Genomic DNA, 22,304 nt, shown 5'->3' with positions numbered 1-22,304 from the left:
TCATTCGATCGGGTTCAGGTGACAGTTCCTTCCCTCCCGCCACACCCAGACGAGCCACGACACCGGCCGCTCGTACGACAGCGGCCAGCCCGCCGGATCGCCGACCCTGCGATGCATCCGTTGCGCGGCCCGGATGCATTCGAGGAAGTCCTGCTCGCAGTACTGCCACTTGTCGCTGGGACCGCCCTGCAGCCGGTTGACCGGTCCCCGGTCGGCGGCGGCCATCAGAACTGCTCGGCCCGGCGCAGTTCGGCCTGCGGAATCCAGGAGACCTTGTCATCTTTGCCCTTGACCCGCCCGAGCCAGGTTCCTTGCTCGAAGATCCAGGCGTCCAGGAACCCGGCCGGCTGCCAGGCCTTCTCCACCGGCACCGGCGGGTCGACCCGCCGGACATGATCCGGTGACCGCGGACCGTACACGTCGTACTGCAACTCAAGGTCCGCCGCGAGCCGATGGGCGGCCTGTTCGGACAGGCCCGCTCCCCGGTTGCCGTTCGCCGCGTTGTCCCACACCGACCAGTCCTCGTCGCCCGAGCCCTCGCGCACATTGAACCGTCCCACCATGACGCCAGGATGCCACACATTCGAAAGCATGTTCTAGTGGCCTGCATGGACTCGACGCCATGGACGCTATGGCGACGCCATGGCGGCTGAGTAGAACTACCCAGCGGCAGCGGATCGTCGCAGAGCGCGTGATTGGAGCCAATCTGTAGCCATGTGATGACAGCGGCGCCGGGGGCCACGGAGGTTGTGAGCTGTGCCTACAACCGAGTTGACTAGGCCATCTATCGCTCGCGGACGTCTACGCTAGTCATCGACGTCAGCCTGGGTGATCTTGCCTTCTAGCACCTTGTCCACCTCGCCCTTTAGCGAGATGTTGCCCTCTTCCCCGAGGTAGTTCATGTACGCCGCCGCGTCTTGTTTAAGGCTGTCGTCGCCTGACGAGATAGCTCGGGCGATCACGACCGGAACCGCGTTGCGTGTCAGGTCGTAACTGGTCGCACCGGACGCGCCGGCCTTAAGCAGCAGCTTTAAGACCTCGAACGCTGTGCGCGGATCGACGTCTGCCGACGTGGCGATCTCCTTACCGATCATGTAGCGGTCACTGCTCAGACTTGGATCGAGCTCTGCAGCCTCTTTCAGGCGTGGAAGCCACCACTCGATCGCGAATTTGTGGCTCTTCACGAACCAGTAGAATCCATCGAGTTCTTCCTTTTCGTCCGGATGGCTTCGCACGTGGGCTACCCGTGTATCCCACAGATCAGCGAACCGATCGCGGAGTGCGTCATCGACTGTCTCCGCGTGCATGAACGCCCACGCGATGTGTCCAACTGCTTCGCCGCGGACCTTCGCTGGTGCGTTCGTGAAGAACTCGTGAGCCACAGGGTCATCAAGGTTTTTGTGCCCACGGATGATGGCGTCGATGACCCATTCGCCGATTCTTTGAAGAGGATCGGTCTGCGAGTTCCAGCCGGAGCTGATCGGTACCTTGGAGCGGATTGCGGCGACCATAGACGGGCCAAGCAACTCATAGAGTGTTGGATGGTAGTGATGCACTGCCATCGCCGTTGTAAGTGCCACCTGTTGCTCAATGGTCAGGCCGGCCTCCGAGCCGAACAGCTCTGGAACGCGTGGCCTCAGCCAGTCTTCGTCGACAGTGAGCAGCCGGCCTAGACCTTCACCGATGACAGCTCTCGATGCGCCGTGCGAGTCCTCTCGCGCAAGTTCGGCTTCGAGCGCAGATCTCGCCGCTTCGTACCAAGCGGTGTCTTTGCCGTGAGACATCAGGTAGATCAGCCCTCGGACTCTGATCGGCCACTGCCAGTTCAGCGAGGTAGTGAGCGGATCCATCCAGCTGTCGTAGTCATGGTTGGTGTACTCGTTCCAGGCAGTGTCATCGGCCCCCGAACTGATGAGCATGTCGGCGAAGCGCGACATGGCGTCCGCCGGGATCGTGGGCTGCGTGCGCTTCTTGGCGAACTCTTCGAGGAGTCCTGTGGCAGCTTGCTTTGCTCCGCGGAAGTCGACGTCGTCATCGCCCTGGCCGCCCTCTGCAGGGAAGGATGACTCGTCACTGTGGCCGAGAACGCCGCTTATGAGGTCGGCGACCTGGCCCCAATCTAGCTGCAGGTCGGCCTTCACCGCCGCCTCCCACCCCGTCAGGATGGCCCTCAAGTAGGTAGGACGGAGCCGTACGAGGAGGTCGCCGATGCCGGCAATTGCCTTCGGGTTCGTGGTAACGAGCGCAGTCAACTCACGCCCCTGGCCCTCATGCGATGGCTCCGGTCCGAATCCGTTTCCGGTGTCATGCCAGCTTTCGAGGTGGGCGACAAGCTGGGCGGGGCTCATAGTCGCCATCTCGTCTTGGCTTAAGGGACTGTTCGGCCCCGTCCAACCGGTGATGCGAGGTGTCGGTTCGAGCGGTGCCTCAATGACGCCGTACTTCGAGTCAAGCTCTGCAAGTCGTGTCTGCAACCGCGCTGTTAGGGCCTCCGTCCCGATTGCAGACAGCCACCGGTGCTGCCACTGCTCGCGGTACTCCTGAACTCGTTCATCAACGTCCGCGTCGTCGTCTCCGTCTCGACGTACCAACTCGCGGAGTCGGTCGCCTTCAACACGCGGGCCGATCTCGATGAATTGATCAAGTCCATCAAGCGATTCTGGCGCCACACCGGCCACAGCTCGAGCCAACTCTGCATAGTCGAGGCGGCAGCCGGCGTCGCCGGACTTCTCCTCGAGTAGGAGTTCGGTGGCAACGGGGACAATGTGTGCCAATTTGGAAGTATCATCCGTAACGCGCCTGATCGCTTCTGAAAGCGCGAATAATGCAATCTTGCGAGCGAGGATCATTTCGGTCTTGAGGAGCACCTCCTTTGCCCCGGAGGCGTCCACAAGCATTGCTCTGATCGCCAGATCTCTAACTGCATCGATGAGCACTTGTTCTATACGATCGTGCGAATCGGTCCTGACGCGTACCGAATCCCGTAAGAAATAGGTGATGTCGAACTTTTTGGTTAGATGCCCATTATAGCGTTCATACGCCACCAGCCAGGGCAACACCAGAGACAGCCCGTCGTCCCCGAGATGAGCAACAATTTTCGGGAGTTCCGTCTCGTACCAATAGTCCTCAAGCGCAAGATCCGGCTTTTGGTTTCGCTTTCTCTTGGACGGGTTGAAAATGAGATTCGCGAACCACTTGCCGGCTTCATACCGTCCTCCTTGGAGAAGATTCACTGCAAAGGCAGCGAGATCCTGAGGGTCGGTTCGCCATCCAAAGCCAGTCGACTGCCACGCCCTGATAACCGGCTGTAGGCGTGCGGCCTGATCTGCCGGGATAGACGCGCCAATCGTGAACAACCCTCGTCTCACCCAGGCGTTGTTGCTCCTAGAGAGCTTCAGCAGCACATCAACGACAGCTGCCGGCGCCTCTGGGGCAGCACGAATCAGGTAGCCCATCTCTGGCCAATAGATGTCTCGAATGAGCCCATCATCCATCTTCTCGGGCTGGGGTGGGTCCTTGAAGGCGCCTTCCTTTGCTAGGGGCTCGACCCATAGCGGGTTCTTGAGTCCTTCGAAGAATGCGCGTCTCAATTGAAACGAAGGGATCCTCCTCAGGGCTTCCTTGACCTGATTTTCGGAAGGTGCTTGGTACTTCGCCATCACGCATCCTCTTCAAGCGGGCCGTTAATCTCTGCGAGGAGGTCCTCAAGAGAATGAAGATTCTCAAAAAAGACGGCTGTACGAACCTCGATGACGTCTTCGACGACGCGCATGGTGCTGCGAATCTCCTCATCGGAAGGAAGCTCGCGCTCGCGCTCGTGATTTCGGTCGAGGTGCGCCCATCCTACGAAGAACTCATAGGCGTCCCGCCACTGCTTGATCGCTGGGTGCTCCGCGTCGCTACTTCCTGTCACGAGTGCAGCGGCGTTGCTTCGGTTCCGACCGTCTTCCTGGATTCGTGCCCTGATCAGGGCGTCCAGTTGTCTGGCCACAACTTTCGGAACTGGCACGACGTCCTGATCAACGCCAAGATCGACATCAGGGTGTTTCGCGAGCAGGTTCGGCAATTTGGCGACTAGGGCGCTTGACGAAGGTTTGGGCCTCGGGATAGCAGTGTCGGCCAGGAGCCCTGGAAGATTCGCCATAAGTTCTCGCATGCAATGGCATATGCTCGAAACGCGGGCGGCTTCGCAATCTACGTCCGGGTCGGTACGCAACGTGCGCAGTGCAGTCTTGTATATGCCGGCGAGCTTGGGGCTTCGATCCTGCAAGGCCTTGATCACACCATTCTGACGAGCATCGAACTCGGCTGCGTTGCTCACCAGACAGTGCCCTTCGACCACTGCTCATCTGCAATCGGTACGTCGCCTAGTCGGCCCCGCCTGTCGCGCGTCGACTGATTCATGAGTTTCGTCAAGCGCGCACCGCGGTTGCACCTCATCTCCTGAGCGACGATGTGCTCCAGGCAGTCAGGGTCCTTCTTGGCGACGACGACGTTCAACCAGATATGTCGACTCTCGCGGTCGCTGGAGGTCCACTCGGTCATCACCGTCTGACATTGGCGACTGGGGAGCATGGGGTCAACTTACCGGTCTGGGAGCCTCGTGCGATTGGAAGGTGCAACTCCGCTGTCACCGTATTGGCGCCTTGGTGACGAAGCCAGCGGTCGGGTCCAGGCGGTGGTGATCCGATGGTTGGCCTTGTCGAAGGGACCGGGCGGTGCGTGTCAGTCGAGTTTGTCCTTGCCGGCGGCCACTCGTTCGGCGATCTGTGTGAGACGCAGTCGGACCTCGGCGGCTGTCGGCACGCGGTACGGGTATTGCGCCATGACTTCGCGAACACCGAGGACCTCGTCGAGCAGCACGGTGAAGCCGACCGAAAGCCGCCAGCGGGCGGTCCGGTCGCCAGCGAGTGGACCGGGATGGTGGTAGCGGCTCGCGACGTGCGTCACGATGAACAGTGCATGACGAGCGTCAGCGAGTTCGGTCAGGTACACGCCGTATGACCAGTCGTCAGGGTGCCACGCGACGAGGTCGACTGGATCCACCCACCATCCAAGCCACCGCACCGACTCGATCGCGTCGGGCGGCCGGTTGTGGCCGTTCACCTGTCCGGGCTCTGTCCCGCTTCGGACGGGCGTTGGCCAGTCCAGCTCAAGACTCGGCCCACTTAAGAAGCGCGCTGGACCGTCTGCATCCTTGGGGACATTCACGGGCACGATCTTGCCGTGTCAGGCAGATGTCTGCGGCTGACGGCGCGCCGCTTATGCAAGCTCGGCGGGAGCAGCGAGGCGTGGTGCCGGTCGTGGTGCGAAATCCTGGGCACCGAGGAGGAAATTCGCGTCTAGTACGGCGCCTGGACGCGGTTCGTGCGGTCTGCAGCAAGGTGGAGGCCCCCGTCCCTGAGATGCGTCGGGAGTATTCGCGGTGGGAGTGCCGAAGCGGATCCGGATGGAGATGCCGCGCAAGCGCTCCGTGGGCGAGCGAGGACACTGAGGGCGTGCTGGTGCCGTCGCTGCGGATCCTGCAGCGCCAGGGATCGGCAAGGTCGAAACCTCGGAAGCGTGCCCTCGGTCTGATGTCCGGTTCGAACGCCCGGTCCGATGCAGCTGTGGCAGCGGTGACCCGGACCGGCCCAGTCGAGCTGAAGTTGGCAAGCCCCGTCGGTCAGGGACGCCTGCTCCCAACGTGATGTCCGACGAGCAGCCCCACGATGCCGGAAGCTGGTGCCAAGACCGCAGATACTAGCGCCGCAGCGTCCTGCGCATTGTGATCTCTAGAGATGCCAATCATCGCCACTACGATCCCTGTCACTAGCACTGCGCCGAAGACAGATCCGAGGAACCAAAGGCTTATTCTCGCTGGCGGCTCCGACATCCAAGCTCCTTCTGCCTGCATGAGCACTGATTGATCGCAGAATTGCCGCGCATTCGCGGCAGGGTTTCCTCAGAACCTGCCGTCGCCGCTTGGGCTCCAACAGATCCTAAGACTTGGTTAGAGGTCGAGGAAGTCGTGCGCGAGATCCGCGGCCTGGAATAGGGACTCTAGAAGTTGGACTTGCCCGGGAGGCCCGGGAATATATTGTAGAGGCAACCAGACATTTCCGTGATCACGGTATACCACTGTGTTGGCGCCGGTCCCCCAACTGGCGTCCGAGTGGTCGCGTCGAACCCAATTATGAACGGAGCCTTCACGATAGTGGCGATTCTGTCGTTCTTCTGCAGTAATGGGAGCTCTTCCTCCGCCAATTCGAGCAGTCTCAACACATTGGTTCCCAGGAGGAAATAGCTCCTGCCGGCCGGAGCCAGACCTTCCGCGTGATTCAGCAAAATATGCAATACCCTCTTGTATGCCTCCGCACATGATCCCCACGAGGGCGTGATCCGGCTCAAAATGATGCGTGGTGCCTGTCCCGCGGCAGTCGCCTCCACAGCCTCCGCGCCCATCGCCCCCACGCCTACAAACTCCAAGAGCGGACCGAAAGACATGAGCCCGTAACCGAGCCCCAACGACGCAGTGATGAATCCGTACGCCACGTTGCGCGTCGGATTTGCGAAGGGAGCCTTGTCCATGTATCCGCGCGCTCTATCTCGATCCAGCCTAGCTGTCAGATTGAGATAGATCTGTGCAGAGTTGTTGGCGTGGCTCTGTGCGATGCCAGCGTTCGGTGGAGGCCCAACCTGGCCAGGGTCACCAAAACCGTTCTCGTTTCCCCCGTTTTTCTCGGGCGGGGTTTGGCCCAGTCCATCGGTTCGCCCAATGGTGTGTGCGTCGGCACATTTCGTGTCGGCGAGGGAGCCCTTTAGAGATGTGATTCCAGGTGCAGCATTTTGCTCCCGCCCACCGACTCCCGCCGTGCCACTCCGATGGCCGAACACCCAGGATTCGTACTTTGGGTTTCCTTTCGTGTCGGAATACCGTGGACCCGGCGACTTCGATACCGAGGTATCGTCCGTACGGTTGATGTCAACACCGTCGTCTCCGTCTAGATCGTCGAATCCGGTGGGATCGCGAAGGGTCAACGGGTTGTTGAGCACATACGCGTAACGGTTCCATGACTGGGGGTTCAGGGGTCGCGGCGTGTAGGGATCAGGAGTGAGGAATTTGCCTACGACGGGATCGTAGAACCGGCCCTTCATGTCGATGAGGTCCCAGCCGTCGTCTATGTGATCGTGGCCAGTGAATCCGGTATGGGGGTCGCCCCTTAGAGAAGGAGCGGGTTTTGCGGAGTCGGTTGGGTCCACGCGTCGTCCAAAGGGATCGTACTTACGCCGCTCGACGATTCTGCCTTTAGAGTCGGTGATGAGGTCAATCGATCCCTGATGGTCAGCGTGGAGATATTCTACTTGGTCTGCCTTCAAGGACCCGCGTACGATCATCCATATACGGCAGGCGATCGCGCGTCCATTTATCCAGATGAAGAAGATATGTTCACCATCCGGGCCTGGCTTGCCGGTGGGGCGGCGGTATTCGTAGAGCCCGTCCACCGTGTCCGATGTGATCTGCGTAATGGAGTCGACGGTCCGAACACGGTCCAGTTCGCCGTCGTACATAAAGTCGATCGTCCCGGGACGTTTCTTGCCGCTCTGACGTACTTGGGTGGGAAGATCACCGCGGCCGAAGGAGACCGTCCGTCCAGGAGCACCTGTCTGGTTGCCGCACACATCGTAGGTATACGCGCCACGCGTCGTCGAAATTACGGCGTGCGGGCCGGCGACCGAAGGATCATAGGTGTAAACAAGGTCGGCGCCGGGCCCGACGTCCACGGCGCGCTTCAGAATGTTTCCGATGTCGTCGTATTCCCAGCGAACACCTCGCGATCGCACACCGCGCTTCCAAGTCCATCGGTTCAGACGATTGAGGGGGTCGCACTCGAAGGTCTCCTTAGTCTTCAGAACCTGGTCTTCGCGAGTGCGAAGGTTGAGGTTCGCGTCGAACGCATAGGCGAGGGCTCTGATGGTGTTATCGTGCGAGTCGAGCGTGAGGATGGACTTCATCACACCTGGTCGGGCGGGATCTTCGTTCCACACCTCTCGGAGCTGGTTGCCGAGTAGCGCCTCCCCGAAGAGGCCGGCCGCATCCATGTTCACGTAATTCCAGAAGACGTTCCCGCCGGGGCCTGTGTCGGCCGCTCGCAGGAGCTGCCCGAATCGTCCGTATTCATAGCCGAGCACGAACGGCCGTGCCGACCCGACCTTCGGATACGAGATGCTCGCCAGTCGGCCGACGCTGTCGTACCCATACCCCACCGTGTAGCCGTTACCTGCGATGTCCCATGTCTTCCCGACGAGGCGACCCGCTGTGTCGTACGAATAGGTCTTTTTGGCTGAAACAGGCGCCTCGACTTGGGCGATCTTTCCGATCCCATTCGCGGCGGTGTCCCAGGTGTACTGGACGTCTCCATCGACAGTATCGTGGATCAACGAGGGTCGTCCGATATCATCGTAGTGATAGGTTGTGATCTGTGTTCCCGCGGTCGACTGCGTCAAGTCACCAAACACGTTGAATTCAAACGTGCGGTGGCCGCGGTCGGGGTCCTTCAGATCAATCATCCGCCCCAAGCGATCACTTCTCGCGACAGTCCTGTGGCCCGCGATATCAGTGACGGACACGACGGTGTCGAACGGCCCATGCTCATATGCCGTGCCCTGCGGACCCGTGGCACTCGCCACGAGTGCGGCATCGCGATCAGTGGAGAATATGACGCGGTCGAGGTCGTCGACTCGAACCGCCGTCGGATTCTTGTTTGCGTCAGTCCTAATGACCCATTCGCCGCGGTATTCGGCGGATCTTGTGCTTCCGTCGGGGCCGACCCAGCCCGTCGGTCGTGAGAGGGTGTCGTATGAGAAGGTGTCGAAAACCGGCGGTGCGCCGATGAAATGCGAACGGGACGATTGTGCCACCCGGCCGAGCCCATCGTAGCGGATTTCGCGGACTGTGGCGGCCCCGTCGTCTCGCGCATTGACGGTTTCCCGGACCACACGGCCAAGCAGGTCATAGTCCGTCTGCACCTGGGCCCCCGAGGCTCGCGTGATGGTGACTCGCGTTGTGCCGTCAGCCTCGACGTAGTCCGCGGTGACGTCGTCACCATCAGGCGACGCTTCATGCCGGAACCGTCCGAAGCCGTCGTACTGCCGAACACGACGCACACCGTTGGGATCCTCAAGTGTTGCGATCACCCCTAGGCCTGGATGATAGGTGGCGCGAACGCGATGACCGAGGAGGTTGTCCACCTCGACGGGAAAGAGCTGCTCAAGATCATCGTAGATGATTGTTCTCGAACGCTTCATGCCCGTGGATGCGTTCGTCTCCTCCTCGACGATCCGGTAGAAGTTACCGTTCGGGTAGCGATCGATGGACCGGTACAAGGTCTGTACACCGTCCGGTTGCGGTCCGAGTGGCGCGTAACCCGTGGTACCCAGCGGGCGTGGCTCGAGCGGGCCCGGCTCGATGATCTCGCGCCAGAGTAGCCCCCGCGTGTCGTACTGGTATGCCCGCTTCCGCGTCTGAGTCATCCCATTGGGCGTGCTGCTCTGCTCCGTGATCATGGTAAGCAGACCGATCAACCAGCTGGTCGGGTTGTTTGCATACCTTGACGTGGACGTATGCTTATTGCCGTCGCTCCATACCTCGCTAAAGGTCGTCACGTTTCCGTATGCGTCCATATCCTGCGTAATCGTGCGCCGTCGGACGGGCATCGTGGGGACGCCGTTCGCGTTCTCAACATTTTCCTCCACGATCGATAATGGAAAACTGAAAAACGGGACCTTACCCAGGCCCGGCCGCGTCGCATACGTAGTATGCATCGTCGTCACCCGCTCGACGCCGTTCGCAAGCGGGATGTGCGTTTCCTCGCTCATCGGCAAACCAAGCAGTGGGTAGATGCCGCCCCAGCCGACGAATTCCGGAAAGTAAGTGGTGTGCGCCGTGACGCCTGTCTCCAAGTGCAGCACATCCCGCGCGTGGAACCCGAGGAACCCCAGCCCGGTGACGTCCTCTATTCCCCCGCGGTATGTGAATACATACGTGTTGACGCCACCGATACCGTCGTCATCGCTGTGCTCTTTGACAACCCATACCTTTCCCGCGATCGCGCGCTGGGGATACACGTAGCCAAACTCCGGCGTATGCACACTGGGATCCGAGATTGGCGCGTACGTGATCGCAATCCGCGCGCCGAGCCCGTCGACGACCGATGTGAGCATATCGGCCTTGCTGCCTTCGCGAACAAACACGCGCAACTGGCCGTCGCTCGCCATGACAACATCGTCGAGGCCGTTCCCGTCATAGTCCATCACCTCGAAGACATCGAACTGCTCAGGGACGCGTTGGTCCCAGCTACTCGTGAAGGGAAGCTGCACCTGCGAAAATCCCGACCCTTCCCATCGGAGGACGAACATCGGATCATTCAGCTCCGCCACCGTGCGGGTTCGCGCCAGCACCGTGGCGTGGCCATCCTGGTTCCAATCAAAGACGCGCAGCGCCGGCAGGAAGTTACTCGGGGGTTGCTCCAGAGCCAGCACGAATGGCACAGGCGGCCCGAAGCCGCCACCTGTGTTTTCGGTGAGTATCGGGTCGGACGTCGCGCCATTGCTGCTGAGACTGAAGGCCGACGACAGGCCAACGCGCGTGAAGTCGCCGAAAACATAGTCCTGATCGCGCCACAGCGTTCCGAGGGTCACGGCGGTTGTCACGTTCGTCCCCCGACGCGTCACGCTCAACTCTGAGTAGCGCGGATCGCCACCGAACCTTCCCGCATCGTTAATAAGAAGACTCGTAGCCGTCCCTCCATCGAGGTTTGCCGTCAGGAAGTCGGACGCGAACACGCCGAGCGGTTGATACTCGTCGTCGAAATTCAGGTTTCCGCCCAGGTTTGCACGCATGTGCCAGACCGGCTCTGGACCGCCGGCGTCCGTGTCACCATGAAGCAAGTCCGGCAGGCCGTCGCCATCAAGGTCAACCACCTGGATTGGTCCTTCGACCGAGTCGCCATTAAAAATGGGTCTGCCCGGAAATACCCAGAACGAGCCGATGCTGCCCGACGCGCCGGAGCGATCGATCCCGGCATGATAGACGCGGTAGGTAGGGCTACCGATCGTTCCGGGCTGCGCGCTGTCGTCGAGAACGAATATGTTCATGAAGTCGCCCGCCGGATCCGGGTACACGTAGACGCGGCCGTCCTGGCTGTCAGCGGCGGGCACGGGGATCCTCGTGTTGTACGGGGCTGTGAAGCCCGTCGGCGACGAAGGATCGGATCGGATGATGTGGAAATGATTGAGATCGCTGCGGGGTACGTAGAGGATGTCGTCCCGCCCGTCGCCGTCAAAATCGGCGACGCGAATCCGGCCCGGAAGCGGGCTGCGACCCGCTGGCGTCGTCTTGATGTCCGAGATGCCGGTCGGGATCTCGTGGAAGGTCCTCTGTCCGAGCTCCCAGTCGAACCTGTGGGCACCTTTGGCGACCCCGAAACCGTCGAGCTCCTGAACGCTCACGAGGAGGCTGCGGCCGCTCACGCTGTCGTTTCTGTACGCAAATGCGTAACGACGCAGGAGTGAAACATTGGACGGATCCGTCGTGGTCGGATCCGGCCCGCTCATACGGACCTCCTTTAGCCTCTTGTTCTGCGTCACACGAAGGCCCGACACAAACTTCATCTCGCGATCCGAGCGCTCCTCCCAGACGAAGTCGACGGAACGGAGCGCCGGTGTCCTGTCACCTGAAGATCCGGTGTACTCAATGCGATTCGGGATGAAATCCCGCGCAGCCGGAGGCGCACCGGGCCGGAATGGATACCCCTCGTAGTACACGATGAGCATGTTTCCCGACCGATCACGCATGCTCTGAAGGCCCCAGGCATCACGAACCATCCGATTCGAGATAACGACCGACTCCGCCCACCTCTGTCCGGTCAATGGCACCGTTCGGTCGGGAATCGGCCGCGGCATAGGCACAGGGTCGAATTCTTGCGCGATCCCCTCGAAGCGCGATCCCAGGTCGCCGCTCCCGATACCGCCGAAGGTCAAGATACGCCCATCCTTGTGGAACGCCTCGAACCAGGTTGGTCCGAGGATACGGCCATCGGGCGCCGAGTCGACGTCGTGGAGAATGATCTTCATGAACGTGTCGCGCTTCGTCCGATACTCGGCGCCATCGACCCCATGCGTGCCGTTCACCAAAACAAGCCGCTCCCCGTCCAGAGTGAAAGGATCGCTGCTGTCGAAACGAACGGGCGCCTCGAAACCATCGTCAGCGATTGTCTTGCGACTGCGACGAATCTGCGGAATGCCGCTGAGATACCAGCCAACTCCAAGGAGGCCATTACCTCCCCGGCTGTGATAGTGCACGGCAAGCTCAGGCTGAATGCCGAGCCTACCCGGAGGCACCCACAACGGAAGCGCATAGGTCGCAGCGCCGTCGTATGTCACTTCGAACGTCCCACGCCCGATCTTGCCCGGCGTGACACCGTTCACGTTCTCGGTCTCAATGACGATACTGGAACTAACATCCTTGTCGCGATCCACGGATTCGATCCTTCCGAGAAGCGAAAGAGCAGCACTTTCGCATCCGGGCTCGGCCTCTTGGCGCTTCTTTCCGCCACAGTCACGGATAGTGGAGTCGATGACCAATAGAGGGAACATTGCACAGTCCGAACATTTGGCAGATGCGGCGTCGGCCGCATGCTCGACCGACGGGCCCGTGCTGGGAATCAGGGCGACGGTTGCCAGACCTGGGCGGATCCGGAGTGGTCAAGCTGGCCGTGTCAGGTCAACCGCTCCGCGCGACCGCGGCACTTCGCGATGCTGATCGGGCGTCGGCGGGGGTGGAAGATCAGCGATGACAGCGGCTTCGGTGGCATCGCTGCGCGCCAGCAATTCGCACCGCAATCGGTCCAGATGATCGTTGCGTGCACCTTCAGTGCTGCTCTTGGCCGTCCACCTATACTGCGACGCAAGCGCGAAAATGCGGTCGGGGTCCACGCGTGTCGTTCCCATGTCCCGAGCGTGACACCAAATCTCGCTCCGGACTAGAGTCTTCGCTAGATCAGCAATTCGACGAGTTGTGCCCGATGCATCCCAGCTTTGGACACGTACGATCTGCTGACCCGCTGCCCTACCAAGCCGGCGGACGCAGCAGCCCCCTCCGAGCCGGCCTGAGCCGCTTTGATTATCGGGCACTTCATGTCATGTCGGGCACTTCACCTCTGCGTACTGATCGAACACATGTTCTGACTTGCATGACCAGTCGCGGGATCGGAGACGTGAATCGTGTGCTCGGTGAGCCGAAGTCTTGGATCGAGCACACGTTTCACCCACAGCGCTCCGGAGACTGGCACGGAGCGGTACCGCGCTGTCGAAGCGACATTCGATCCTCCTGACTGACCTGACGTGCGGCAGACAGTGAGGCGTGGTCGAGATGCATGGCATGACTCGTGGCACGAAACGAGGGATACGCATGGGGAATTTCGCGCTTCCTGGGGGCGGTCGTGTTGCTAGAAGCGCTCGTAGAGAGCGGATGCGACGGTGTAGGTCTTCCTCGTAATGAGAAGGTCGGCGGTTCGATAGAACTCAGCCTGGCCCGCTGGCTGCATGAAGTTTGTCTTGGTAGACGAACCGCAGACCGACGTGGACCGACCCCGCGCGAGGAAAGGCCTCACCCGGCGTGGCGCGCTCGGCGGGGAGGCTGCGATGATGGCCGGCCGACAGTGGACATGGCTCGCCCCCGCCGTGTATGTGCGTGGGAACCAAGGCGGGGGCGGGGCGCGTCGGCGACGAACAGGGGAGCGCGCCCCGCCGCTATGGGTCCTCGGGCGAGGACAGTGTCTCCAGGCCGGCGACGAACGCCCTGGTGTGATAGAGCCGGTGTCGGCCGGCCGACTCGTGGAGCGGCTGATCCCAGTAGATGAGCACCTCGTCGGCGACAGCCTCGATCGTGCCGTCGCCGTACTCCGGATGACGGACCCGAGCATCGCGCTCGATGCCGGCCATCAGTCGCGCGGGTCGTACGGTCGGGTGTCGGGGTAGGCCAGCTCGTTGATGCTCAGTGGCACGCACTTCAGTCGGCGATCCGAGAGGCCGGCGATCCGATTGCGGATGACATCGGCGTAGACCTGCGCCAGCTCGGGCGGCGCGATGTGCTCCTCGATCAGGTGGTCCCCGAGCCAGAGCTGGATCTTCCAGAAGCCACTCGTGTTGCGATCAGACTGCCGTGCGGTCGACACCGCGCGCCCCCAGATGGATCTACGTCGGATTCACTTGCGTGACGACCGTATGACATGACGTGCGCAACTGCAAGATGTTTTGCGCAGCGAATAGATGCGTCATGCTAGTTATCACGAAATGCTGAAGGCGGCAATGGCGGGAAGGATGCCGCTGTGTCACCAGAGGAGATCGACGCGGCCATTGCAGCGAACGTGCGCGCCCTCCGAGCGAGGCGACGGGAACGCCAAGAGGATCTGGCCATCGACCTCGGATGGGTGAGGCAGAGCGTCAGCGCCCTCGAAGCGGGCACACGGCGAGTCACCGTGGCCGACGCCATCGCCCTCTGCCAGGCTCTCGACGTGGGCCTCCGCGAGCTGCTGAGCGGCGTGGACGAGGAGAGCTTCCGGGCGCTGCGCCTCGAATAGCGATTGGACAGAGAGTATCTGCGCAGGCCCTGATCTCCCGCTGAGCCAGGAGTGGCTCATTCACTAGTAGCCGGGATTCATGGCACAGCAGTACCCTCCGCCGCAGCATGCCCAGGCGCCGATGCAGCCGACGATGCCGCCGCCGAAGAAGAAAGCACATGGTGCGGAACGTCTTCATCGTCCTGGGCATACTCGCCTTCCTCGGGATAGGCGGCCGCGTCACCGTCGTTGGCGCGATCGGCAACGAGCGGAGCAAATCGGTCGACGCCGACGCGGAGAAGAATGCGCCGCGCGAGATCACGACCGGCATGGCGTTCTACATCGGCAAGCACGAGACGCAGGCCGGTTGGAAGGCCGCCCGAGTGTTTGCGCGTCGCCAGCGCCTCCGACGTCGCAAGCGATCGAGGAGCGCGACTCTTGACCCGCCACGGCACCCCTCGGCTCGGCTCATGTGCCCTGCTCGACAGTGCTGAGGCCGCGGTGCTTGTTCACGACGCCGGCGGTGTGGGCGCTGAGGACTCTCGCGGCGGTGTCAGGTGGTTGTGAGGTGCGACCGCACGTCGCGGACTCCGGCGATGCCCTCGACGGCCTTGACGATCTCGGCTTCCGCCTCGTTGTTGGGGACTTCGCCGTGCAGGATCACCGTGCCGTTCTCGACCGTGACGTGCACCCGTGGCACGTGGAGCGCTTTTCCAACGGCCCGATGCTGGAGCGCACGTGGTCGGCCAACGTCGCGTCGTCGACGTTGGCGTCCGGGTGGCGCCGCAGCGTGTGGTAGGCCACGCCCTTCGCCTGGCCGGCGAGATGATGGCCTCGGCGGCGCAGGTCCGCGATGGTGCTCTCGGCTCGACTGGATCGTCGCAGCTTGTCGATGCCGATCTTCGCTCCGACGGCGGCACAGGCCGCCGCGGCGATCACGAGCAGTTTGCGCATGATGATCATCGCCTTCAGCGCGTTCGTCACTGTCTCGGATCCCATTGTGCGCCGCGAGGGCCCCACAAGGGAGGCCTGGGCGATCGGATGAGGTGCAGTCAAATCACCTCCGTGGCCCGGCTACGAAGCCGATCGATCCCGTGTATCGGCGTGCCTGCAGGTGCCCGATCGGCCCCGGACCAGGCGCCCTCCTCTCTGCGCGGAGGTCTCCGCTACGCTAGGCTCCGCGCGTTGCCCCCGTAGCTCAGGGGATAGAGCAATGGTTTCCTAAACCATGTGCCGCAGGTTCGAATCCTGCCGGGGGCACCAACACAGCGACGGCCTAACCAGCACCTTCTAGGGGAGCGCCGGGCCGCGCCGCCTCCCTGCTGACGACTGTGGCTCGTTGGTACTGTCGGGCGTCGACCAGTCCGCGGACTTTCAGATCAGCGATCGCTCGGCTGACCGTGCCTACGGAGACGTTGTGGGTAGCGGCCAACTCACGTGCGTATGGCAGTTCCGAGCCAACCGGATAGTGGCCTGATTCGATCGCGGTCCGAAGTTCGGCGGCGAGCTTTTCGAATGCGTGCCGTGGTCTGCGCTGGCCGAAGTCAGGGCGGGGGATTGAGTGCGCCAGTGCCTCGGCAGCTGCCGTATCCGCCTTCTCGACCCAGGCAGCGTAGAACTTCAGTGTCGTTGCTCCGCCGCTGCCGTGGCCGAGGCGTCCGGCCACCGACCGCAGGTCGATACCGGCCGCGAGCAGCTCGGTCGCGGAGTAGTGCCGGATCGAGTGGAGGCGGGTGCTTCGAAGCTCGTTCCGGGTTGCAAGTCGCCGGTACCGCTGGGTCGCCGTGTTGGGCTTCAGCGGGCGCGAGAAGTCCGGCGCTAGAGAGAAGACGAAGGCGTTCCGCGCGAGCTCGGCGCCAAGTTCGTCGCACTGGTGCCGGCATCTGGCTCGGTATGCGCGGAGGAGGTCGACGGTGTACTCATCCAGCCTGACCCGTCGTTTCTGCCGGCTCTTTGTGGGACCTTCTACGACTTCCCCGTCGTATTGATCGCCGGCCCGTTCCACCATGATGGTCGAGCGTGACAGATCGACATCGGTCCATCGGAGCACGCAAATTTCGCCGCGCCGGCTGCCCGTGATCATCGTCAGCCACAGGAACAGGCCCCAGGCCGGATCTCTCCATGCTTCGTTGATGACTGGCGCGAGCTCCTCAGGGGTTGGGGGGTCCGGCTCTGGCGTTCCGAAGGACGGAGGTTCGGCCAGGGCTGCAGCGTTCTTACCGAGGTAACCCCACTTCACCGCGCGGTCGAGAGCCGCTCGGAGGATGAAGTGAATGGCACGAACCGAGCTGTTCGCCAGGGGCTCGCACTCATGATCCTTGTGCGGAGCCAGGCGGATGCCGTTGTGCTTGCAGGTCTGGAGCAGCGCGTAGTAGTTCTCGAGGAGTTCGGCGTCGATCTTTGCGGCTTTCATCGAGCCAAAGCGCGGTTCGATGTAGTCGCGGATTAGTTGGCGGTTGCGGACCCTGGTACGCCTCGCGTGGACGGGTTCCTTGATGACTAGCCACTTCTCGATGACCTCACGCAGCGTCAGGTCGCTCCGCGCGTGCGTCTGGTGGTCGACCTGGTGGAGCAGGTTGGTGAGGGCCTTCTGAGCAAGGTTCTCCGTGGGCGCAGTTTCCCTGAGGAAACGGCGCTTGCCGGTAAGGGGGTCGATGCCGGCGGACACGACCGCGCGGAACGTTCCGTTCGGCCGCGCCTCGATGTGGCCGCGGTTAGACGATCGTTTGCTCACGGTGACCACGGTAGCGGCGGCGTGTTCCCATTTGTGTTCCCATGACGCATCGAGCGTCGAGTTGAGGTATACAGTTCTCGCTGGTCAGAGCCACTTTCTAGGAGCTAGTTCGAGAAAGTGACGCACGGTTTAGGAAACCGACGCTCTATCCCCTGAGCTACGGGGGCGCACGCGGGGACAGCTTAGCGGAGGGTGGGGTGTCAGCCGGTGAGGGCGTAGACGCCCAGGTGGCCGGCGATGGAGGCGTAGCGCTCGGCGTAGAGGGTGGTGCAGCGGGAGGAGGCGCAGCCGGCGCCGGCGAAGGTGATGCCGCGGATGGTGGCGGTGGAGGAGCCGGGGCGGGTGTAGACGGGGCCGCCGGAGTCGCCGCCGATGATCGCGATCAGGCCACCGCGGGTGGCGCGGATGACGTACGTCGTGCAGCCCTCGGTGTCGCAGTACTTCGCCGACGTCGAACGGACCGTGATGCCGCACAGCGACGTACTGAAGCTGCCGGACTGGCAGACGACCGTGCCGACGCCGGGGTCTGCGCCGCCGGTGACGGTGCGGGTGTTGGGCGTGTCGCCGGGGCCGTCGGTCCAGATCTTTGGGCCGTAGCTGCTGCCGGTCACCAGGGATTGGTCGTAGTCGGGATAGTTCGTCCGGATCGTGGTGGTGCCGTAGTAGTTGGTGCCGGACTTCCACACCGTCCCGGGCCCGCCGCAGTGGCCGGCGGTGACGGAGCCGCGCTGGCCGGTGGAACGCCGTACGACGGAGAAGCCGGCCGTGCAGCTCTTCAGGGCCGACGTGATCCGGGCGCCACCCCAGTGGCCGCCGTTCGGTGTGTCGCTCAGCCGGGACGTCCGTGCGAGTGAGCTGGCGACGAGTTGTACGTCGGACAGTCCGCGCAAGCCATCGAGTGACGCGGGGGAGGTGCTCGCCTGGTCGTACTCGACCACGATGTCCTCGCTGACCGGGTCGAGATCCGCGGCGAACGTCGTACGGGCGGCGTCGGCCGACCAGGAGCGGGCGCCGACCGAGGTCCAGGCATCGGCGATCGACTGGGCCGAACGGCAGCTGCGCTCGATGCCGACCAGCTGCTTGCCGGCGGCGGGGACGTTGCGGGCCATCGCGGACTGGTACTTCTTCGCGTCCAGCTTGGCGCCGTCGACCACGACCTTGTAGCCGGTCGAAGCGGAGCCGACCACGCCGATCACGCCCTGGCTCAAACCGTAGGGCAGTCCGGACTTCGGTCGGCCGGTCGCGTCCAGGGGCTCGAGCGAGCGGACGGCGGCGTTGATCCCGTCGCCGAGTGTCTCGCCGAGCGGCCGCGGATCCTTTGCTGACGTGGGCTGCGTCAGCCGCTTGGACTCGACCGAGCTCGCACTCGGCTGGGCATGCGAGCAAGCCGCCGCGTCAGCCGAAGAACCAACCGCGCCAGCCGAAGGGCCAACCGCACCGGCCGACGAGAGGCCGACTGCGAAGAGTGAGACTGAGCCGAGTGTGAGCAGCGGGACGGTGGCTGAGAGTCGCACGTAGCTCCCCAAATCGGTGGACGGCCGCATACATCGTCCGGTCAGGGGCTCCGCTCAGTCAATAGCCGATCACCGTCCGCGAACAAATTCGACTACCCTGCGCGAGCGTATCTCGCAAGTTCACGCCCGTCGGCGCCGAAGAACTGAAGGCTGTCGGCGTCGGCCGCGATCCGCTTGGCGGCGTGCAGTACGGCGGTGTGCGGCACGTTGTCGCAGCCGATCAGGCGCTGCGGGCCGACCGTCGCGGTGAACTCGCCACGCTGACCGATGGAGTACGTCCCCTGCAGCGCGTTGCAGCCGTCCGAGCCGCCCCACGTGCCGTCGGGGCGGAACACCAGCACCGGATCGTCCGGCCGGGTCGCCTTGAGCGACTTGAGCTCGGCGATCTGGACCGGCCGCCACGTCCCGGACACACTCTGCGCCGTGGGCGGCTCCGGCGCCGCCGTGGTGGCCGCCGGCGTCTGTCCACCCGCTACGGGCGGCTCGACGGGCTTGTTGTTCGAACCGGCCAGGCCGAAGCTCACGACGGCAACGGCGGCGACCGCGACGGCGGCGGCTCCAGAGATGATCCAGGTACGGCGCTGAGCCCGCCGCGCGCCCGTGGTCGCCCGCCCGGTCAGGTCGGTAGCCGGCGGCACCGAGGCCGCGGCGCGATCGAAGGTTCCCCGCAGGTCATCCTCGAGATCGGTGTTGCTCACGACAACCTCTCATCAATGCGCTGGGACTGCCTGGTCGTCCGAAGATTCGCGAGTGCTCTGCTCGCGGTCGCACGGACGGAGGACGGTTTGATGCCGAGCACGTCGGCGATCGTGCGGTCGTCCAGGTCCTGGTAGTAGCGCAGGACCAGCACGACTCTCTCCCGGGCCGACAACGCGGCGAGAGCTCGCCAGAGGTCGTCGGAGTTCACGATGTTGGTGGCGTGGTCGGGCACTGTCCGTTGCGGATCGAGCTCGGCCGTCGGAGCCTCGCTGAACGAGCGCCGCCGCGTCATCGACAGGTAGGCGTTGATCAGGATCCGCCGGACGTAGTGGTGCGGATCGTCCGCCTTCCGCACCTTCCGCCAGGACCGGAACGCCTGCATCAGCGCGATCTGGGCCAGGTCCTCCGCTCGCTGGTAGTCCCCGGAGACGGTGAAACCGAGCCGCACCAGTTCCTGTCCCCGGGCGGATACATACTCCTCGAACTCCACTCGCCACTCCCCGGCTGGGCGTACAACACCTCACACCTATTAGACGCATCGAGTCACCCAGGTGCTGCAACCGTTCACGCACAGTTGGATCTCACCCAGGCGGACTAGACCAGCAAGAACGCACGGACTGCCTGCTGACCGCGCGGATCCCGCTGCACACTGTGACCGCTTCCCGGTATGACGACCAACTTGGCGGACCGTGCATGTCCCTGCTCCCACTGAGACCATTCGAGCGGACAGAACAGGTCGTTGCTCCCGTGCAGGATCAGTGTGCGCGGCAACAACTCCTGACTGGCCGGGTACGTCGACACTCGCGCAGCCGGCCACCTGACACAGCCCTGGATCATGAGCTGGTCGCGCGCGGTCCGCACGTCGTACGGATACAGCCGCTTCGGGTCCAGCCGTCGTACGGCGGCATCCAGCGCGGCAGTGCGGTTGGCTGTGCCGGACCAAGGGAAGCGAAGGTCCGAGCAGAGGGTGGCCATGTGCAGTCCGGCCGACAAGGTGTCGTAGCTGAGCCCCATGCTTGTTGTCTGCTGGAGGAGCTCTTTCAGACCCGTGTCGTCGCCATTGCGGGCGGCATGGAGGATCGCCGGGATCCCTTTCAGTGATGGGTTGACCGAGTTGAGGCTGGCGACCGACAGGCTCTCCATCAGATCCGTGCCACTGACGCCGTGCTGCACCAACCACGCCAAGTCGGCAACGGGATCCGTCGTACACGCAGGGTCTTGGTGACACGCGGCCGTGAGCACTCCGCCGGTCGCGGCCATCAGATCGACGCCCATCGGGTTGAAGCCCTTGTGCGGCACGACCGAGTCCAGCACGAGCGCCTGCACCCGATCCGGATACTTCAGACCGTACTGCGCCGCCGTGAAGCTCCCGTACGACGTCCCGTCCAGTGTCAGCCGATCGACCTTGAGGTCCTGACGCAGTTGCTCGATGTCCTCGACCGTGTCCGGCGTGCCGTAGTACCCGACCCCAGCGCCGATCCTTTGCGCGCAGTCGTCCACTGCCTCCGTCGGCGGCGTCAGAAAGTCCGAACCACCCACAGTCTCTTGTAAAGAAGGGCAATTGATCCCCTTCGGCCCGGTGCCGCGCTGGTCGAACATCACCACCCTGTACTCGCGTAACACGTCCGGATGGAGGTTGTTGCGCAGGCGAGGCAGCAGCGAGACACCAGGCTGACCAGGACCACCCGCGAGGAGCAGCAGCACACCACGCGGCGCGTCCACGTTGTCGGTTGCGATCACCCCGAGGTCCAGCGACGGGCCGCTCGGCTGCTGACGGTCGAGCGGCACGCGCAACGTCGTACACGTGAAGCCCTCTGTGCAGGCGTCATGGTCGGGAGGGGAGCAGGCGGTGCAGATGAGGAGCAGCACGAACAGCAGTGGTACCCGCCGCATGCACCCTCCCGAAACGACTTGTGGTGTTCAGGGCAACAGCCGGTGTCGTCGAGTGTCAAGCGGTCGGCAGCCCCTTGGCGAATCCGCCACCGCGATGGACGGATACCGCAAGCACGATGCTCCAAGCCGCGAACAGGCCCAGGCCGCAGGTCTTCACCACCGCGGGGGCTTCATCCGGAATCGTCATGTCCAGCACGGAGGTGACCACCATCAGGATGGGAACGGCCGGCGTGATCGAGCGGGTCCGGAACTCGGCCCAGCTCAGGGCGATGGAGCCGACGAGTAGACCGCCCATGAACATCACCAGGAACACCGGACCTGGAGGGATCGACAGCAGGCCGTCCATCGCGTGGTCGAGGTCTGCCTGGCTGATGCCGTCGTTGGTCGCGGCGAGCTGGAATGCCTCGATCCCGTGCAGCGCGGCCAGACCGAACAGCTGGACGGTGAGCGCAACGAACGCGATGCCGGCCATCCGTCGGGAGGACCGCCACGACACCGCGGCGGCAATCGCGACAGTGGCGAACAGGAACGGCGTACTGACCAGGCCGGCGAGGATGGACCACCCCTGGCTGGTGGCATCTGTCGCCCCGTGCGGGATCGCTGCTTCGGCGACGGTGAGCAGAGGTCCGATCGGCAACAGGACCGCAGCCCAGGTCCGGATTCGGCGTGACGGTCGTACCAGGCTGTCCTGAGCGGCGTCGATGATGGTCATGGCAGGGTCCTTTCGGGTTGGCAGCGCGTTGGTTTCCCTGACCGTGCGCGCGCCGCTGTCCCGGACACATCGGGCCGGTGCCCCGACTTGTCCCGGCTGCGGCGCTCCAGTTGTCCCGGGCCGAGGACAGGACTCCGGTCCCGTGCATAGCG

At 63.2% G+C, this 22,304-nt stretch carries 18 protein-coding genes and 1 tRNA gene; 3 read left to right on the top strand and 16 right to left on the bottom strand.

Going from position 1 to position 22,304, the window contains the following annotated elements; all coding sequences use genetic code 11:
* From OG555_RS05395 to OG555_RS05360, 8 genes are all read right to left on the bottom strand, one after another.
* A complete protein-coding gene (locus tag OG555_RS05395) occupies positions 1 to 225 on the bottom strand; it encodes a hypothetical protein (protein ID WP_329481569.1) in 225 nt (74 codons plus the stop codon).
* A complete protein-coding gene (locus OG555_RS05390) occupies positions 225 to 563 on the bottom strand; it encodes a hypothetical protein (protein WP_329481568.1) in 339 nt (112 codons plus the stop codon). The genes OG555_RS05395 and OG555_RS05390 overlap by 1 nt, the downstream gene beginning before the upstream one ends.
* A gap of 243 nt (positions 564 to 806) precedes the next feature.
* Positions 807 to 3,659 (bottom strand): hypothetical protein, encoded by a 2,853-nt coding sequence (locus OG555_RS05385; protein WP_329481567.1) that lies wholly within the window; start codon positions 3,657 to 3,659, stop codon positions 807 to 809.
* Positions 3,659 to 4,321: a hypothetical protein gene (locus OG555_RS05380; protein ID WP_329481566.1), complete on the bottom strand. Its 663-nt coding sequence runs from the start codon at positions 4,319 to 4,321 to the stop codon at positions 3,659 to 3,661. The genes OG555_RS05385 and OG555_RS05380 overlap by 1 nt, the downstream gene beginning before the upstream one ends.
* Before the next feature lie 404 nt (positions 4,322 to 4,725).
* On the bottom strand, positions 4,726 to 5,046 hold the full coding sequence (locus tag OG555_RS05375) for a hypothetical protein (RefSeq protein WP_329481565.1): 321 nt from the start codon (positions 5,044 to 5,046) through the stop codon (positions 4,726 to 4,728).
* Between the two features lie 996 nt (positions 5,047 to 6,042).
* Entirely contained in the window at positions 6,043 to 12,519 is a 6,477-nt protein-coding gene (locus tag OG555_RS05370; protein ID WP_329481564.1) for an RHS repeat-associated core domain-containing protein, read from the bottom strand.
* Between the two features lie 1,272 nt (positions 12,520 to 13,791).
* Positions 13,792 to 13,983, bottom strand: coding sequence for a hypothetical protein (locus tag OG555_RS05365; protein ID WP_329481563.1), 192 nt, complete (start codon positions 13,981 to 13,983; stop codon positions 13,792 to 13,794).
* The gene (locus OG555_RS05360; protein ID WP_329481562.1) at positions 13,983 to 14,216 is read right to left on the bottom strand and encodes a hypothetical protein; all 234 of its coding nucleotides are present in this window, start codon (positions 14,214 to 14,216) and stop codon (positions 13,983 to 13,985) included. The genes OG555_RS05365 and OG555_RS05360 overlap by 1 nt, the downstream gene beginning before the upstream one ends.
* Positions 14,217 to 14,369: 153 nt before the next feature.
* On the opposite strand from OG555_RS05360, the gene OG555_RS05355 reads away from it, so the two are divergent.
* Both OG555_RS05355 and OG555_RS05350 read left to right on the top strand, forming a co-directional pair.
* Positions 14,370 to 14,621, top strand: a complete 252-nt coding sequence (locus OG555_RS05355; RefSeq protein ID WP_329481561.1) for a helix-turn-helix transcriptional regulator — start codon at positions 14,370 to 14,372, stop codon at positions 14,619 to 14,621.
* Between the two features lie 158 nt (positions 14,622 to 14,779).
* On the top strand, positions 14,780 to 15,094 hold the full coding sequence (locus tag OG555_RS05350; protein WP_329481560.1) for a hypothetical protein: 315 nt from the start codon (positions 14,780 to 14,782) through the stop codon (positions 15,092 to 15,094).
* Positions 15,095 to 15,153: 59 nt separating this feature from the next.
* Here the strand turns inward: OG555_RS05350 and OG555_RS05345 are convergent, their stop codons facing one another.
* Entirely contained in the window at positions 15,154 to 15,291 is a 138-nt protein-coding gene (locus tag OG555_RS05345; protein ID WP_329481559.1) for a BON domain-containing protein, read from the bottom strand.
* Positions 15,261 to 15,584 (bottom strand): hypothetical protein, encoded by a 324-nt coding sequence (locus OG555_RS05340; protein ID WP_329481558.1) that lies wholly within the window; start codon positions 15,582 to 15,584, stop codon positions 15,261 to 15,263. Before OG555_RS05340 ends, OG555_RS05345 begins: the two co-directional genes overlap by 31 nt.
* A 203-nt stretch (positions 15,585 to 15,787) precedes the next feature.
* On the opposite strand from OG555_RS05340, the gene OG555_RS05335 reads away from it, so the two are divergent.
* Positions 15,788 to 15,863: transfer RNA gene (locus OG555_RS05335), tRNA-Arg, on the top strand.
* A 13-nt stretch (positions 15,864 to 15,876) separates the two neighbouring features.
* On the opposite strand, the gene OG555_RS05330 is transcribed toward OG555_RS05335, so the two are convergent.
* The 6 genes from OG555_RS05330 to OG555_RS05305 all read right to left on the bottom strand — a co-directional run bounded on the left by OG555_RS05330 (position 15,877) and on the right by OG555_RS05305 (position 22,152).
* Positions 15,877 to 17,334, bottom strand: coding sequence for a tyrosine-type recombinase/integrase (locus OG555_RS05330; RefSeq protein ID WP_329481557.1), 1,458 nt, complete (start codon positions 17,332 to 17,334; stop codon positions 15,877 to 15,879).
* A 200-nt stretch (positions 17,335 to 17,534) separates the two neighbouring features.
* Positions 17,535 to 18,848: a hypothetical protein gene (locus tag OG555_RS05325; protein WP_329481556.1), complete on the bottom strand. Its 1,314-nt coding sequence runs from the start codon at positions 18,846 to 18,848 to the stop codon at positions 17,535 to 17,537.
* 92 nt (positions 18,849 to 18,940) lie between these two features.
* Positions 18,941 to 19,546 (bottom strand): META domain-containing protein, encoded by a 606-nt coding sequence (locus OG555_RS05320; RefSeq protein WP_329481555.1) that lies wholly within the window; start codon positions 19,544 to 19,546, stop codon positions 18,941 to 18,943.
* Positions 19,543 to 20,037, bottom strand: coding sequence for a SigE family RNA polymerase sigma factor (locus tag OG555_RS05315; RefSeq protein ID WP_329481554.1), 495 nt, complete (start codon positions 20,035 to 20,037; stop codon positions 19,543 to 19,545). The genes OG555_RS05320 and OG555_RS05315 overlap by 4 nt, the downstream gene beginning before the upstream one ends.
* Positions 20,038 to 20,141: 104 nt before the next feature.
* Positions 20,142 to 21,440, bottom strand: coding sequence for an alpha/beta hydrolase (locus OG555_RS05310; RefSeq protein WP_329481553.1), 1,299 nt, complete (start codon positions 21,438 to 21,440; stop codon positions 20,142 to 20,144).
* A 55-nt stretch (positions 21,441 to 21,495) separates the two neighbouring features.
* Positions 21,496 to 22,152 (bottom strand): hypothetical protein, encoded by a 657-nt coding sequence (locus OG555_RS05305; protein ID WP_329481552.1) that lies wholly within the window; start codon positions 22,150 to 22,152, stop codon positions 21,496 to 21,498.
* Between the last annotated feature and the right edge of the window lie 152 nt (positions 22,153 to 22,304).

Source organism: Kribbella sp. NBC_01484, from assembly GCF_036227145.1.
Lineage (GTDB): Bacteria > Actinomycetota > Actinomycetes > Propionibacteriales > Kribbellaceae > Kribbella.
Note: the sequence above shows the minus strand (reverse complement) of the source record. Positions and strands in the feature narration are given on the sequence as shown.